This is a genomic window from Streptomyces sp. NPDC088747 (genome assembly GCF_044751025.1).
In the GTDB taxonomy this organism is placed as follows: domain Bacteria; phylum Actinomycetota; class Actinomycetes; order Streptomycetales; family Streptomycetaceae; genus Streptomyces.
Map to the genome: position 1 here is coordinate 643,838 of NZ_JBIVKZ010000002.1, position 13,987 is coordinate 657,824.

The window sequence follows — 13,987 nt, forward strand, 5'->3', positions numbered from 1 at the left end:
ATTACCTTGATCGATCATCCCGGCTACTAGTGACATACCATGCGGTATGTGCGCAGAATCAGCGCAACCCTGACCGCCTCGTAGGCAATGTCGCCCCCGGGAGGAACGCTGTGTTGAGCACGATGCAGGAGGTACCGCTGCTGATCTCGAGGATCCTGACCCACGGGTCGGCGGTTCACGGATCATCGCAGGTGATCACCTGGACCGGTGAGGGAGCGCCCCAGCGCCGTTCCTACGCCGAGATCGGCGCCCGAGCCGCACAGCTCGCGCACGCCCTGAGCGACCTCGGAGTGGAAGAGGGACATGCGACAGGGACGCTGATGTGGAACAACGCCGAGCACGTGGAGGCGTATTTCGCCATTCCCTCCATGGGCGCGGTCCTGCACACCCTCAACCTCCGCCTGCCCGCGACGCAGCTCGCCTACATCGTGAACCACGCCGCCGACCGCGTGATCATCGCCAACGGATCACTGCTTCCGTTGCTCGCGCCGCTCCTCCCCCATCTGCCGACGGTCGAGCACGTCGTGGTCTCGGGGCCGGGTGACCGTTCGCTGCTGGACGGGGCGACGGCGCGGGTGCACGAGTACGAGGAGCTGATCGCGGGCAGGCCGACCACCTACGACTGGCCCGAGCTGGACGAACGTACGGCCGCGGCCATGTGTTACACGTCCGGTACGACGGGCGACCCCAAGGGCGTCGTCTACTCGCACCGTTCCGTCTATCTGCACTCCATGCAGGTCAACATGGCCCAGTCGATGGGTCTCACCGACCGGGACACCACGCTTGTCGTCGTCCCGCAGTTCCACGTGAACGCCTGGGGTCTGCCGCACGCGACCTTCATGACCGGCATCAACATGCTGATGCCGGACCGCTTCCTCCAGCCCGCGCCGCTCGCCGAGATGATCGAGAGCGAGAAGCCGACCCATGCGGCGGCCGTCCCCACCATCTGGCAGGGCCTGCTCGCCGAACTAACCACCAAGCCCCGTGACGTCTCCTCGCTCACGCAGGTGACCATCGGCGGCTCCGCCTGTCCGCCCTCGCTCATGGAGGCCTTCGACAAGCTGGGGATGCGGGTCTGTCACGCCTGGGGCATGACGGAGACGTCTCCGCTGGGCACCATCGCCCGTGCGCCGGCCCATGTCGTGGGCACGGACGAGGAGTTCGCCTACCGGCTGACGCAGGGCCGTTTCCCGGCCGGAGTCGAGGCCCGTCTCACCGGCCCCGGCGGCGAACGGCTCCCCTGGGACGGCGAGTCCGCCGGCGAGCTGGAGGTCCGCGGCCCCTGGATCGCGGGCGCGTACTTCGGCGGGCCCGGCGCCGAACCGGCCCGCCCCGCCGACAAGTTCAGCGAGGACGGCTGGCTCAAGACCGGCGATGTCGGCACGATCAGTCCCGACGGCTTCCTGACGCTCACCGACCGTGCCAAGGACGTCATCAAGTCGGGCGGCGAGTGGATCTCGTCGGTCGACCTGGAGAACGCGCTGATGTCCCACCCGGACATCACGGAGGCGGCCGTCGTCGCGGTCCCCGACGACAAGTGGGGCGAGCGCCCCCTTGCCACCGTCGTCCTCAGGGAAGGTGCCACCGCCGACTTCGACACCCTCCGGGCCTTCCTCGCGGGCGAGGGGAAGATCGCCAAGTGGCAGCTCCCCGAGCGCTGGACGATCATCGAGTCGGTTCCGAAGACGAGCGTCGGCAAGTTCGACAAGAAGGTGCTGCGTCGCCAGTACGCGTCGGGCGAGCTGGACGTGACGCAGATCTAGCAGATCTAGCAGTTCTCGTACGAGGCTGGGGGCGTTGTTTCACGTGAAACAACGCCCCCAGTTCTGCTGCCTGAATCCCTTGTGTGGGAGGCCAGTTCGCGCCCAGGCGACTGCCGTCCCGCGGTGGAGCGGCCGGCGAGAGCGGCACGGGCGCGGAACGGTCAGTTCGTTCCGATCCGCGCCAGCAGGTCCACGATCCGCTCCTGCACCTCGGCGCTCGTCGAACGCTCCGCGAGGAACAGCACCGACTCCCCCGAGGCCAGCCGCGGAAGCTCGGCCTGGTCGACGGCTGCGGTGTAGACGACGAGCGGCGTGCGGTTCAACTGCCCGTTCGCCCGCAGCCAGTCCACGATTCCGGCCTGACGCCGCCGCACCTGAAGCAGATCCATCACCACCAGGTTCGGCCGCATCTGCGAGGCCAGCGTCACCGCGTCCGCGTCGGTCGACGCACGCGCGACCTGCATCCCGCGCCGTTCCAGCGTCGCCGTGAGCGCCAGCGAGATCTCCGCGTGCTCCTCGATGAGCAGTACGCGCGGAGGGTGCTGCTCGGAGTCCCGAGGTGCCAGGGCCTTCAGGAGTACGGCGGGATCGGCGCCGTACGCCGCCTCGCGCGTCGCCTGTCCGAGTCCCGCCGTCACCAGTACGGGCACCTCGGCGGCGACAGCTGCCTGACGCAGTGACTGGAGCGCCGTGCGTGTGATCGGCCCGGTCAGGGGGTCGACGAAGAGCGCGGCGGGGAAGGCGGCGATCTGCGCGTCGACCTCCTCGCGCGAGTGCACGATGACGGGCCGGTAGCCGCGGTCGCTCAGCGCCTGCTGCGTCGTCACGTCGGGTGCGGGCCACACGAGCAGGCGCCGCGGGTTGTCCAGCGGCTCCGGCGGCAACTCGTCGTCCAGCGGCTGGGGACGCGGCTGGTCGGCGACCTCCACGGCGCCGCCAGGACCGTCGAGCGGCTCGGGGCCTTCGTCGGCGTTCTCGTCCGGGGCTCCTATGGCGTACGAGCGTCCGGCGCCCTCGGTGGCCCCCGTCAGCCGTGACCCGGGGCCCTGCCCACCCTGCGGATGCGGACGGGCCGCCGTTTCCGCGCGCTCGGTGGCGGGTTCGGGGCGAGTGCCGAGCTTGCGCCGACGGCCGCCGTTGCCGTTGGTCTGGTGCGGGGGAGGTGTCGGGGACTGGGACTGCGGTTGTGCCTGCGCCTGTCCTTGCGCCTGTGCTTGTCCCTGCGCCTGGGCATGGGGAGCCTGCGGCTGGTTCGGAGCGGGCTGGCGGGCGAACGGCACGCCCTGGCCCAGCGTCCGGACGCTGATCGCCCTGCCCTGCGTCGAGTTGGGGTCGATCGGCACCGCGGCCTCGGCGGGCAGCGGCTGGGCGGCGCGTGGTTGGGCGGGGCGCTCGGGCGGCAGTGCCTGGCCGGGGGCGTTCGGCCCGGAGGCGGCGGGCGCGGCGGGCGTGGCCTGAGCCGGTGTTCCGGGATGGGCCGTTGCCGGTGTCTGCGCCGCCGCCGGTGCTGCTCCAGGCTGCGCCGGGCTGCCGGCGCCTGACGTGTCCTGGGCGCCGGTGTTCGCATTCGGCCAGGGCTGCGCCGGGGTGGCTGCCTGCGCCGGTACGGGCTGCCCAGCGGCTGCCGCAGCCGGATTTCCCTGCGGCGGAACTCCCTGTGCCGGAACCCCTTGTGCGGGCGTCCCCGTCGCACTCGGCTGCGGCTGCTGCGCCGGAGTCCGTGCCGCCCGCCGTCGTCCCGTGGGGCTGGAAACGGGGTGCGGCTGGGGCGGCGTGTGATCGTCAGCCGGGTCGTGCAGCATCGCGTCGTGCCGGCCGTCGTCGGTCCGGCCCTGCGGAGCGCCGAGGGCGTCGGCTTGCTGAAGCTGCTGCCGCTGGGCCTGCTGCTGGGCCTCGATGTACTCAGGGGAGCGGTCGGCGTCCGCGGGCGGCAGCGCGAACACCGTGCGTGCCCCGGCCTCCTGCGGCGCGGCACGCTCGGCCGAAGCGGCCAGCGCACGCCGACGCCGCCCGGCAGCCGGTGCACCTTCCGGGGCTGCACCACCTTGAGGTGCGTTCTGCGCGCCGCCCACTCCCTGCGGGTTGGCCACACCTTGCGGGTTGACCACTCCCTGCGGGTTGGTCCCTCCCTGCGGGTTGGCCGGACTCGGAGACGCGGGCAAGGCAGGCGGCAGCGCGTGCTGTTCGCCGCCCTGCCGGGCGCGCCGTCCGGAAGGCACCGGCACGCCCTGCGCGGACACGGGCACCCCCTGCGGAGGCACCGTCCCGCCGAGCCCCGTACCTGTCGCCGCGGTCCCGGCCGAGGCCTCGCCCGCCATGACGACCGCACCCTCGGAAGCACTCCCGGGGGCGCCCGCGGGGGCATCGCCCGCCGAGCCCTCGACCGGGCTCGGCCGCCCGCGCCGTCGCCCGGTACCACCGGAGCCACCGTCACCGGAGCTCTCGCCCCCCGCGACCTGTGCGGGGACCGACACCGCGCCTGCCGCCTGCTCCTCCGCCGTACGACGCCGCCGTCGCCCGGTGGGAGCGGTCGAGCCGTCGCCGGTGCCAGGGTCGGCGCCGGAATCTGCGTCGGACTCCCCCGCCACCTCGCTGTCCAGGAAGGCGTCCACGGAGGACCGCCTGGCCCGCCGCCTGCCGCCGCCCTGATGGGAGGCCTGCTCGGGAAGGGCGACCTCGGCGCCGGTCGTGGAGACCGGGGCCTCGGCGCTCAGCGGAACCGCCCCGGCCCCGCCCCCGATCGGTACCTCCAGCACGAACGAGCTGCCGCTCATCCCCGGCACCTCGTGCGTCTGCAGCACACCGCCGTGCGCGCGCACCGTTCCCCGCACGATCGGCTCGTGCACCGGGTCTCCCCCGGCGTAGGGCCCGCGTACCTCGATGCGTACGACCTCACCGCGCTGTGCAGCCGCCACGACGACGGTGTTGTCCATGTAGCCGCCGGTGGACATGGGTGCGTTGCCGGTGGCGTCGACACCGGCGACGTCCGCGATGAGGTGGGCGAGCGCGTTCGCCAGCCGCCGCGGGTCGACCTCGGCCTCGATGGGCGGCGCGTGCACGGCGAACTGCACGCGACCGGGCCCGATCAGCTCGACGGCGCCCTCGACACCGGCCGCGACGACCGCGTCGAGCATGACGTTCGTACGGGAGATCTGCTCGGCCCCGGAGTCCAGCCGCTGGTAGCCGAGCACGTTGTCGACCAGCGTCGTGATCCGCGAGTAGCCGGCGGCGAGGTGGTGGAGGACCTGGTTGGCCTCGGGCCACAGTTGGCCGGCGTCGTCCGCGGCGAGCTTCGACAGTTCGCCGCGGAGCTGGTCGAGGGGTCCGCGCAGGGACAGCCCGAGCACGGCGAGCAGTTGGTCGTGCCGGGCGGCGAGGGCCTCGTACCGGTCCTTCTCCCGCTCCCCGAGCGACGCGTACCGCTCGTCGCCCGCGGCGAGGTCCTCCTCGTGCTGTTCGCGCAGCTCCGCGAGCTCGGCGGCATGCCGCTCCCGCAGTTCGACGAGCGCCTTGTCGTGTTCCTCCGCGAGCCGCGCCAGCTCCTGCTCGTGACGCTCCTCGGCCTTGTCCTTCTCCTCGGCGAGGGTGTCGTACGGCCGCCGGTCGGTGAACGTCATCACGGCGCCGACGAGTTGGTCCCCGTCGCGCACGGGCGCGGTGGTGAGGTCGACCGACACCTTGTCGCCGGACTTGGACCACAGCACCTGCCCACGGACCCGGTGCTTCCGTCCGGAGCGCAGGGTGTCGGCGAGCGGCGACTCCTCGTACGCGAAGGGCTCGCCGTCGGCGCGCGAATGCAGGATGAGGGAGTGCAGCTCCTGCCCGCCCAGATCGCTGGCCCGGTATCCGAGGATCTGCGCGGCCGCCGGATTGACGAGGACGACCCGCCCGTCCGTGTCCGTCCCCACGACGCCCTCGGCCGCGGCCCGCAGGATCATCTCGGTCTGTCGTTGCGAACGCGCGAGTTCGGCCTCGGTGTCGACGGCACCCGACAGATCGCGTACGACCAGCATGAGCAGCTCGTCGTTGGCGTATCCGTAACTGTCGTAGGCCTGCTGGCCGTCCTCCAGGTTCGCACTGGTGACCTCGACAGGGAACTCACTGCCGTCGGTACGCCGCGCGATCATCCGGGTCGGCTTGGTCCGCCCGCTCGGATCGACCGACTCGGGCCGCCGCATGCTTCCGGGGATGAGCCGGGAGTCGAACGCGGGCAGCAGATCGAGCAGTCCGCGCCCCACCAGAGCCGTGCCCGGGGCCTCGAAGGCCTCCAGGGCGATGGTGTTCGCATTGACGACGGTCCCATTGGCGTTGACCAGCACCAACGCATCGGGAAGCGCGTCCAGTATGGCTGCGAGGCGAGCAGCGCCTCGGGATGGCCTGCTGCTCACGAGACGCTTCCTCCCTGTTACCGCACCTTGCCGACCGCGAGTGCCATCTTGCCAACCCTCCCGCGGCGTGTCACGCGAGGGAGTCTACGGGCAGAGGTTGCGCTCGCGACGCCGGATGAGAGGGAGGTCGCACGCAGAACCGACGGAGAAACCACGCGGAATCGACGCAGAAGCCGTGACCACGCATTTCATCCCGCTTCGCCCTCCCCGCGCAACCTTTCCGCCACCGTGAATCCGCCGTGAACCTGCCGTGCCTCGACCCTGCCCCGAGCCCGCGAGGGCCCTACTCCCCCCTCCACCTCCCCTTACTCCTGCCCGCTTCCTCCTTCGTGCGTCTCTATGACCGAGTGGCGGGAAGGAGCGGCGTGAGGGCGTTCCACCGTGAGATCTGGCAGCCGTCCCCGCGGTCGAAGCGGGCGTCGACGGGTCGCCCGGCCCAGGTGCCGGTGACATGCGCGGTGGCCGGACCGCCGTACTGCATCGTGCACAGCGCGTCCGGCGGCACCGGGGCGAAGGGGTCCTTGCCCCACTGGGCACCCCGGTCGAGCGCGGCGCACGCCCCACTCACGTCGGGGTGACTGCCACCGCCGGGATGACACCGCAGTTCGTACGTCCCGTCCGCGCCGTTCCCCGCGTCGTGGACCGTCACGGTCAGCCGGTCACTGGAGTCCTCGTCGCGGGCGGGCGGGGGCATCCGGGTCTTCGAGACGAACGGCACCGGGCCGGCGGGTCCGGGAGAGCCGAGAGAGCTGAGGGATCCGAGGGATCCGAGGGATCCGAGGGATCCGGTGAACCCGGCGGGGGCGGTTGTTCCGGCAGGCGGCGCGGTGGCCGGCAGGGTGGACGGGGTGGAGAGCGCGGCGGCCGACGTGGCCGACGCGGCCGACGCGGCCGACGCGGTGGAAGCGGTGGGGAGCGCGGCCGCGAGTACGGCGGCCGGTACGGCGGAGAGCGCGGCGGCGGACGCGGCGAGAGTGAGGACGAGACGACGCAACATGACCTGACTAACGCCACGGGCCTCACACGGTTGCGCGGCCTTCCGGTCACACGGGTTGCCGGCCCGCTCTCCCGCACCCCGCCTCCCTCACCCCACCTTCGGCACCTTGCCTCCCCCCACGCCTCTCCCCACCTGCGGCTCGCGCCCGGAGGCCCCGCCGCTCGCCCGGTCACTCCGGTCGCATTTGGACTTTGCTCTGCGGCCTGACTGCCTAGTACCGTAGGAGCCGATTGGTGACAGCCCGCTCGGCTGTGTCATCATCTGCACGCACCACTCGCGCTCGCGCGAGCGGTTGTGCGGGAGGCGTCGCCTAGTCCGGTCTATGGCGCCGCACTGCTAATGCGGTTTGGGCCTCAAAGCCCATCGAGGGTTCAAATCCCTCCGCCTCCGCACGAAGATCCGAAGCCCCGGCCCACCTGGTCCGGGGCTTCGGTGTTACCCCAGGCCAGAGCACGTTCGCGCAGCTCACAAGGGGTACGGCAAACGGATTTCACATGGCGGCGGCAGTCATGTAATGTTCTTCCTGTCGCCGCGAGCGGGTCCAAAGCCCAGCAAACGGCACAAAAACAAAACAAGCACTCGTAGCTTAACGGATAGAGCATCTGACTACGGATCAGAAGGTTGCAGGTTCGAATCCTGCCGAGTGCACAGCAGGTGAGAGGCCCCGGATCACTCCGGGGCCTCTCGCGTTTTCGGGGCGTATAGCAGTGAAGTACAGCAACGGCTGATGTCAGCCGGTGGCGGTGCCGCCCATCGCTTCGGACAGCTTGCCGAGCGCCGCGCGCACCTGGTCCTCACTCGCCTCCGCGTAGACCTCCATCGTCATGGCGATCTGCGAGTGCCGCAGAATGCGCTGAGCGATCTTCGGGTGGACCTTGAGGGCGACCAGGAGCGAGCTGCATGTGTGCCGGGTGTTCCGCAGAGGGATCACTCGGAGCCCGGCTCGACGGGACCGAAGGGCGAACATGCGGGTCAGGTTGCCCGGCTCGATCGGCGTCCCGTACTTCGTGGTGAAGACCAGGCCGCGGGTGTCCTGCCAGAGATCACCCGCCGCCTTCCGGTCCCCTGTCTGCTGAGCGCGGCGCATTCGCAGGGCCTTGAGGCAGAGTTCGGGCAGCGGCAGGAAGTCGTCCGACTCCTCGGTCTTGGTCTCCCGGTGGAGGATCTGACGGCCCGCCCACTGGATCTGGTGGTCCACGTACAGTTCACCGGCTTCGGCGTCGATGGACTTCCAGGTGAGGCCGAGGACTTCACCACGTCGCAGACCGAGGCAGAGGACCAAGACCCAGGCCGCGAACAGGGGATCTTCGCGGGCGAGGCCATCAGCGAGGAACTGGCCCGCCTCAGCCGCGGACCATGGCTTGATCCGGCGGCGACGCGGCTTGGGCACCCTGACCAAGGAGGCCACGTTCTTGCTGAGCTCCTCCTCTGCCACCGCGTGAGTCAGCGCGGCCCGCAGCGCATCACGGGCAGCCTGGATCACTCGCCGGGAGGGGTAGGCCTCGCAGCACTCCCCAACGGCACAGCACCGCCGCCGACTCGTGGCGCGCTTGGCATCCTTCCCCTGAGCACAGCACTGACAGATGCCGGCCAGCTTGGTCAGCCACTCGCGCACGTCCCGGACAGTGAGCTTGTCGAGCCGTTTCGTGCCGAGGTGGGGGCCGATGTAGAGGCGCACCGAGCCCTCGTACGAGATGTACGAGAGCGGGGCGAGATTCGGCTTCACGATCGAGTCCAGCCAGTACGACAGGAAGACCGCCACGGTGCGGTGCCGAGTCTGTACGGGTCCCTTGCTTGCCTCGGAGTGCAGACGGATCCACTTCTCGTGGACCTCGTCACGGGTCTTGCCGTAGACGTACTTCCGCTTGCGTTCGCCGTCGGGAGAGGTAACCCAGACGTAGGCCGCGTAGCCGTTCTTGTACGGGTAGATGGACCCTTCGCCATTGCCTCGCTTCCCGCTACGCCGACCACCTCTCGTCGGCGGCTGTGCAGCGGTTGACGTACTCGTCCACCCAGGCCGGAAGGATGCGACGGTTCCGGCCGACCTTCACGGAGCGGATCTCTCCGGCGAGCACGAGCGCTTTCGTCTTGGAGAGGCCGAAGCCGAGCATTTCGGCGACCTCGGCCGTCGTGTGCCACTTCCGGTGGATCGTCACCGAGGTCATGGGGTCGGTTCTCCTTCCGTTCCGGGGGCGGGTTCGAGAGTTGCGGCTAGCCAGGCTTCTGCGGAGGAGAGGCCGGTTCCGGCGAAGGCCCAATGGGCGAGGACGTACGTCATTTCCGGCTCGGGGCCGTTGGCGGCTGCCTGCTCTCGGCGCCAGGCGGCGCGGGCGTCGCGGAGGGCGCCGAGAGTGGTGGAGTAGCGGCGGGACTTGGTGGAGAAGTGGCCGCGGAAGCCGAGCATGTGAGCCCAGGCGCGGAGCCGGAGGTCTTCCAGTTCCTTGCGTGCGCCGAGGGTCCAGGCGGTTCGTATGAGTTGGCGGGCGTGGTCGCTGATGTCGAGCTGGGCGAGTTCGGCGAGGAACTTCAGGGGGCGGTCGAGAGCTCCCGTGGCGGTCTCGGCGCCCTTGGTGGCGTACTTGGCGATGTAGGAGGCGACGGCCCGTTCGGTGAGTTCCTGGTCGCCGTCGAAGTCGGCGCTGCGGATGGTGCGTACGTCGAGTTGGCGGCCGAAGGTGAAGGTGTGGGCGCGTTCGTCGATGACTGGGCCGTCCACGCATACGTGGGCAGCGGCGGCGGTAATGGCGTCGGTCAGGAGTTCGGCCTTTGCCCAGGCCGGCGGTGGGGTGTCGCCGCCCTCGGGCCCGTCTATGCGGATGACGGCGTGGAAGTGGACGGCGCCGCGCTTCTGGTACTCGGCGACCTTGGCGAAGGACACCCGCGCGTGCTCGCGGAACGCGCGCTGTGACAGCCCGGCGCGCTTAGCGACCTCGCGGCGCAGGTACGTGGAGAAGCGGCGCCAGAGCGGACCGGCGTGCGCGTTCCAGAGCACGGCCGCTTCGTAGTCGTACGTGTCCGGGTTGAGCGGGGTTCCGAGTGTGTCGTCGTCCTGGTCGTGGTGGACGCCGCACCGGCAGCGGCGTACCGAACCGGCTGGCCCGGTCGGGCGGTTGTGGACGGGGCCGAAGCCTGGTGCGGTGAAGGTGGCGAAGACGCAGGGGTGTGCGGCGACGCGTTCGGGGGTGCCCTTGCCGCCGCGGAGGCCGGAGGTGATCAGGTGAAAGGTGTCGCGGCGGTAGACCTCGGAGCAGGCCGCGCAGCGGGTCGTACGGCGGTTGTTGCAGCGGACGAGGAGGTGACCGGCCGGGAGTGTGGCGGAGTCGAGTTGGTGGAGGACGTTGCCGATCTCGCCGGTGTGGGTGTTCACGTCGTACTCGGTGCGGTGGCCGTCGAGGCGGATCGGGTGGGTGCAGCCGCCGAGGCTGGAGAGTTGACGGAGGAGGCCGGGCATGGTGCCGAGTGAGGCCAGGTCGGCGAGTTCGGACAGTGGGGGCGGGGTGGAGCGGGTGATGATGACTTTCTCCTTCTGGCTTCGGTCAGGAGGGGTAGGGCCCCCGGGGCGGCGGATGCTTGGCGGTATCGAGGCCGTCCCGGGGGTCTGTTGTTCAGCGGCTTTCAGCGCCGGTGCTGGTCGCGGAGCATCGAGCGCAGGACCACGGCGGCGATGGCGACGGAGATGGCCGAGACGGCGACGGCGGCCAGGAGCGCGGTCAGGACGACTCCGCCGACGAGGACGGCCGCGACCGCTCCGGTGCTGATGGAGATCTGCGGGGCCGCACGCCGAACGGGTGCCGGATCGGCCGGGGTGGGCGTGTGCGCGGGCGGCGTCGGGCTGTCCGGGTACTTGGGCAGGAACACGGCGAAGGTCTCCTTGGCTACTCGTCTAGTCATGTGAGCCGTTTATGACGTCCACTCCGGAGCGGGTGCCGGACTCGATGGCGGGAGCCATGAAGGTCTGTGAGAGCCAGAAGCCGAACAGGGCGATCACGACGACGATCCAGGTACGGACGCCGAGGAACTTGACCGCTCCCCAGGCGAAGAAGCCGAGGACGACGACAAGCGGCAGGCTGACGGTCAAGGGGTAAGTCCTTTCAGCGCACGGGGCATTGGTGGGTGCGGGCGGCCAGTTCGGCGGCAGCGCGGCTGTCGTAGTCGGCGGAGAAGCCGCAGCGCGGAGCAGTGCACGCGGCGGTGTGTTTCTCTCGGCCCCGGCCGTCGTAGGACGTGCCGACCTGCACGGGGCCGATGCGGGTGACGGAGCGGAAGCGGCGGTTGGCGGTCACAGCGGATCTCCTTTCAGAGGTGAGCGGCGATGGCCTCGGCCATGGGTGCGGGTACGCCGAGGCGGGCGCGGAGGGTGGGGGTGTCGATGGCGGCTCCTGTACGGGTCTGGTGCTCGGCGGCGACTTTGCGGGCGTGCTCGACCAGGGCGGCCGGCACAGGCACGGCGGGTGGAGCGGGTGTTGGTTCCCGGGCGGGTGGCTCGGGTACGGGCTCGGCGTCGCCCTCCTGGTCCACGGCGTGCTCAGCGGCTGTCGGCGTCGAGTGGGCGAGGAGCGTTCCGCCGAAGAAGGCGACCGTGGGCCAGCCCGCGACGAGGATGCGCAGCCATGCCGGCACTTGGTCCATGTCGAGGAGTCCAGCGGTGGCGACGTTCGCGCCGAGCGATGCGGTCAGCGCGATGACGAACCAGCACCACCCGGCCACTTTCGCTTCCCCGGTGCGCAGCCGACGCCAGGCGGCGACGAGCAGCAGGTCGACGGAGATGGGATACGCCCACGCTTTCCACCCGTCCTGTCCGGCCGCCGAAGCGATGTCATGCAGGTGGGCGAATGACAGCGCGGCGGCGATGACCGCTTGGACGAGCACCGCGTCGACGCGGGCCAGTTGGGCGCGCATGCTGCGGCTCCTTCCGGGTTCGGGCATGGGAGGGGTAGGGGGTTGGCGCGAGGCGGTCACGCCGACCGGGTTGGGAGTGGAGAAGGTCAGTCGGTCGCCGGACGCGGCTGGACTAGCGGCGCCGGGAGCTGAACAGGTCGTACGGGTACGTCGGGGCGGAAGGGCTTCAGCGCGGGCAGGTCGGGCACCAGGTGCGCGGACTCCCGGCAGACCTCGGCGGCGTCGCCGAGAGACAGGTACGGCGTACGGATGCGGGACCAGCCACCGGACGTGTCACCGGCGACGGCCAGACCGGGCCGCTCGGGCGCGATGGCGCATGCGGCGGAGACCGCTTCGGGGGCGATGTCGTCGAGCGCCATCTTTGCGGAGGCTTCGTCGTTGACGCGGTGGCAGACGCGGCCGGTCAACTGGGCCCGCAGCATGGTCGCGCCCTTGCCCAGCTCGGCGCCGAAGCGCTGCCCGCAGACCTCCAGGTAGATCCCGGCGGCACGGCCGAGTTGGGCGAGCCGGATGAGCTGAGTGACCATCTCGTCGCGCCGTTCCTCGTCCTTGCGGCTCGCGACAAGGAAGAGCTCGGCCACCTCGTCGACGAACAGCACGATCGGTACCGGGCGTTCGTGGTCGGGCAGGCCCCAGACGTCCGAGGTGATCTCCTCAGCGGGCATGCCGGGAGCGATGCCCTGCCGGGTCTTGATCAGGTCGTATCGGTCCTCCATTTCCTTGATGAGTACGGGCAGGAGCTCGGCCGCCTGCTCCGGATCTGTGGCCAGCGCTGAGAGCCGTGGGGCGAACGGCGCCAGCTCGACGCCACGCTTGCAGTCGATGCCGACCAGGGCGACCGGTTGCCGGGCGAGTCCAGTGACGAGGTGGCGCAGGTACATGGACTTGCCGGACAGCGTTGCGCCGAGGGTCAGTTGGTGCGGAACGGCCCGGTAGTCCCGTGCGAACGGGGTGGCGTCCTCCCGTAGAGCCACGGGCACCTTCAGGAGCCCGTTCACGGCCTTGCGCGGCATCTTTACGTTCCGCAGCACGTCGAAGCCGACGAGCCGCAGCTCGACCACACCCGGCTTGACGGTCGTGACGTAGACGGCGTGAACTCCCCATGCGTGCCGCAGCCGTTCGGCCGAGGCGGCGACGTCGGCGGGTTCCTGCCCGGGGGCGAGCCGCAGACGTAACCGCAGCCCGGTGGACGTAGGGCGGATGAGGCCCCGACGGGGCGGTACGGGACGGATCTCGCGGCGGGTGGTGGCTTTGACCGCCATGACCCGCAGTCGGGACGGAGCGACGGTCAGCCCGCAGGCTTCCATGACCGAGCTGTACGAGGTGAGCAGCCGGGCCGTGGATATCGGCAGGCCGACTGTGGACCAGTAGATGCCGGGGTGTTGTGCCCGGGCGTAGGCAGCCCCGCCGCCGAGTGCGGCGACAGGACCACCCAACTCCAGAAGCGTTGTCAGGTCGGTCATCAGGCCGTGGCCCCTATGGAGGCCGGGAAGGCAGCCGAGGTGACGGCGGCGGCCCGGAACGCGATCCCGTGCCGCTGCTGCCCGTTGAACACGCTCTCCCATGGCCGGGCGACCAGCCCCGGCAGCGAGACGGGAGCTCCGAGCGCGAGCCCTTCGGAGACGCCGCTCTCGGGAACCGTGACCTTGATGAGCGACGACTCCCCCTCCTCGATGTAGACGACGCCGAGCGTCATCAACGCCTCGCCGCTGACGACATCCTTGGCGATCTCGCCGGTCTGACGGTCGCGGACCTTCGGCTCGGGAGCTTCGGTCAGCAGGATCGTCGCGGCGGCGGTCTCCACACGGATGGTGCGCAAGATTTCTTCCTATCTACTCGTCTATATGAGTTGCGGTCTTCGAACCCGATCTCCGGGAACGACGACCACCCTGCCACACAACTTGCCCACTCGTCTATACGAGTATGCCTGTTGGAGCATA

General features: G+C 70.4%; 12 protein-coding genes and 2 tRNA genes. 3 read left to right on the forward strand and 11 right to left on the reverse strand.

Going from position 1 to position 13,987, the window contains the following annotated elements; genetic code table 11:
* Positions 1 to 110 precede the first annotated feature (110 nt).
* On the forward strand, positions 111 to 1,763 hold the full coding sequence (locus ACIP79_RS07375) for a long-chain fatty acid--CoA ligase (protein ID WP_401220463.1): 1,653 nt from the start codon (positions 111 to 113) through the stop codon (positions 1,761 to 1,763).
* Positions 1,764 to 1,924: 161 nt separating this feature from the next.
* Here the strand turns inward: ACIP79_RS07375 and ACIP79_RS07380 are convergent, their stop codons facing one another.
* Entirely contained in the window at positions 1,925 to 6,151 is a 4,227-nt protein-coding gene (locus tag ACIP79_RS07380; protein WP_401220466.1) for a PAS domain-containing protein, read from the reverse strand.
* Between the two features lie 337 nt (positions 6,152 to 6,488).
* On the reverse strand, positions 6,489 to 6,989 hold the full coding sequence (locus ACIP79_RS07385; protein WP_401220939.1) for an SSI family serine proteinase inhibitor: 501 nt from the start codon (positions 6,987 to 6,989) through the stop codon (positions 6,489 to 6,491).
* 458 nt (positions 6,990 to 7,447) lie between these two features.
* Here ACIP79_RS07385 and ACIP79_RS07390 point away from each other — a divergent pair.
* A tRNA-Ser gene (locus ACIP79_RS07390) sits at positions 7,448 to 7,538 on the forward strand.
* Positions 7,539 to 7,723: 185 nt separating this feature from the next.
* Positions 7,724 to 7,796: transfer RNA gene (locus ACIP79_RS07395), tRNA-Arg, on the forward strand.
* A gap of 82 nt (positions 7,797 to 7,878) precedes the next feature.
* Here ACIP79_RS07395 and ACIP79_RS07400 read toward each other — a convergent pair.
* The 9 genes from ACIP79_RS07400 to ACIP79_RS07440 all read right to left on the reverse strand — a co-directional run bounded on the left by ACIP79_RS07400 (position 7,879) and on the right by ACIP79_RS07440 (position 13,866).
* Positions 7,879 to 9,078: a tyrosine-type recombinase/integrase gene (locus ACIP79_RS07400; RefSeq protein ID WP_401220942.1), complete on the reverse strand. Its 1,200-nt coding sequence runs from the start codon at positions 9,076 to 9,078 to the stop codon at positions 7,879 to 7,881.
* Positions 9,079 to 9,106: 28 nt separating this feature from the next.
* Positions 9,107 to 9,313 (reverse strand): helix-turn-helix domain-containing protein, encoded by a 207-nt coding sequence (locus tag ACIP79_RS07405; protein ID WP_401220468.1) that lies wholly within the window; start codon positions 9,311 to 9,313, stop codon positions 9,107 to 9,109.
* A complete protein-coding gene (locus tag ACIP79_RS07410; protein WP_401220471.1) occupies positions 9,310 to 10,599 on the reverse strand; it encodes a replication initiator in 1,290 nt (429 codons plus the stop codon). The genes ACIP79_RS07405 and ACIP79_RS07410 overlap by 4 nt, the downstream gene beginning before the upstream one ends.
* Before the next feature lie 164 nt (positions 10,600 to 10,763).
* Positions 10,764 to 11,006: a SpdD protein gene (locus ACIP79_RS07415; RefSeq protein ID WP_401220945.1), complete on the reverse strand. Its 243-nt coding sequence runs from the start codon at positions 11,004 to 11,006 to the stop codon at positions 10,764 to 10,766.
* Positions 11,007 to 11,031: 25 nt separating this feature from the next.
* On the reverse strand, positions 11,032 to 11,226 hold the full coding sequence (locus ACIP79_RS07420) for a hypothetical protein (RefSeq protein WP_143638787.1): 195 nt from the start codon (positions 11,224 to 11,226) through the stop codon (positions 11,032 to 11,034).
* 13 nt (positions 11,227 to 11,239) lie between these two features.
* Entirely contained in the window at positions 11,240 to 11,431 is a 192-nt protein-coding gene (locus ACIP79_RS07425) for a mobile element transfer protein (RefSeq protein WP_399210970.1), read from the reverse strand.
* A 13-nt stretch (positions 11,432 to 11,444) separates the two neighbouring features.
* Positions 11,445 to 12,047 (reverse strand): DUF2637 domain-containing protein, encoded by a 603-nt coding sequence (locus ACIP79_RS07430; protein ID WP_401220475.1) that lies wholly within the window; start codon positions 12,045 to 12,047, stop codon positions 11,445 to 11,447.
* Positions 12,048 to 12,133: 86 nt separating this feature from the next.
* A complete protein-coding gene (locus ACIP79_RS07435) occupies positions 12,134 to 13,510 on the reverse strand; it encodes an FtsK/SpoIIIE domain-containing protein (RefSeq protein WP_401220478.1) in 1,377 nt (458 codons plus the stop codon).
* Positions 13,510 to 13,866 carry a hypothetical protein gene (locus ACIP79_RS07440; protein WP_401220481.1) on the reverse strand — a complete coding sequence of 119 codons (357 nt, stop codon included), beginning with the start codon at positions 13,864 to 13,866 and terminating at the stop codon, positions 13,510 to 13,512. The genes ACIP79_RS07435 and ACIP79_RS07440 overlap by 1 nt, the downstream gene beginning before the upstream one ends.
* Between the last annotated feature and the right edge of the window lie 121 nt (positions 13,867 to 13,987).

Bases quoted from the DNA above. Each gene is read 5' to 3' on its own strand.
- ACIP79_RS07405 (WP_401220468.1), bottom strand. From the start codon at position 9,313: ATGACCTCGGTGACGATCCACCGGAAGTGGCACACGACGGCCGAGGTC.
- ACIP79_RS07410 (WP_401220471.1), bottom strand. From the start codon at position 10,599: ATGCCCGGCCTCCTCCGTCAACTCTCCAGCCTCGGCGGCTGCACCCAC.
- ACIP79_RS07430 (WP_401220475.1), bottom strand. From the start codon at position 12,047: ATGCGCGCCCAACTGGCCCGCGTCGACGCGGTGCTCGTCCAAGCGGTC.
- ACIP79_RS07435 (WP_401220478.1), bottom strand. From the start codon at position 13,510: ATGACCGACCTGACAACGCTTCTGGAGTTGGGTGGTCCTGTCGCCGCA.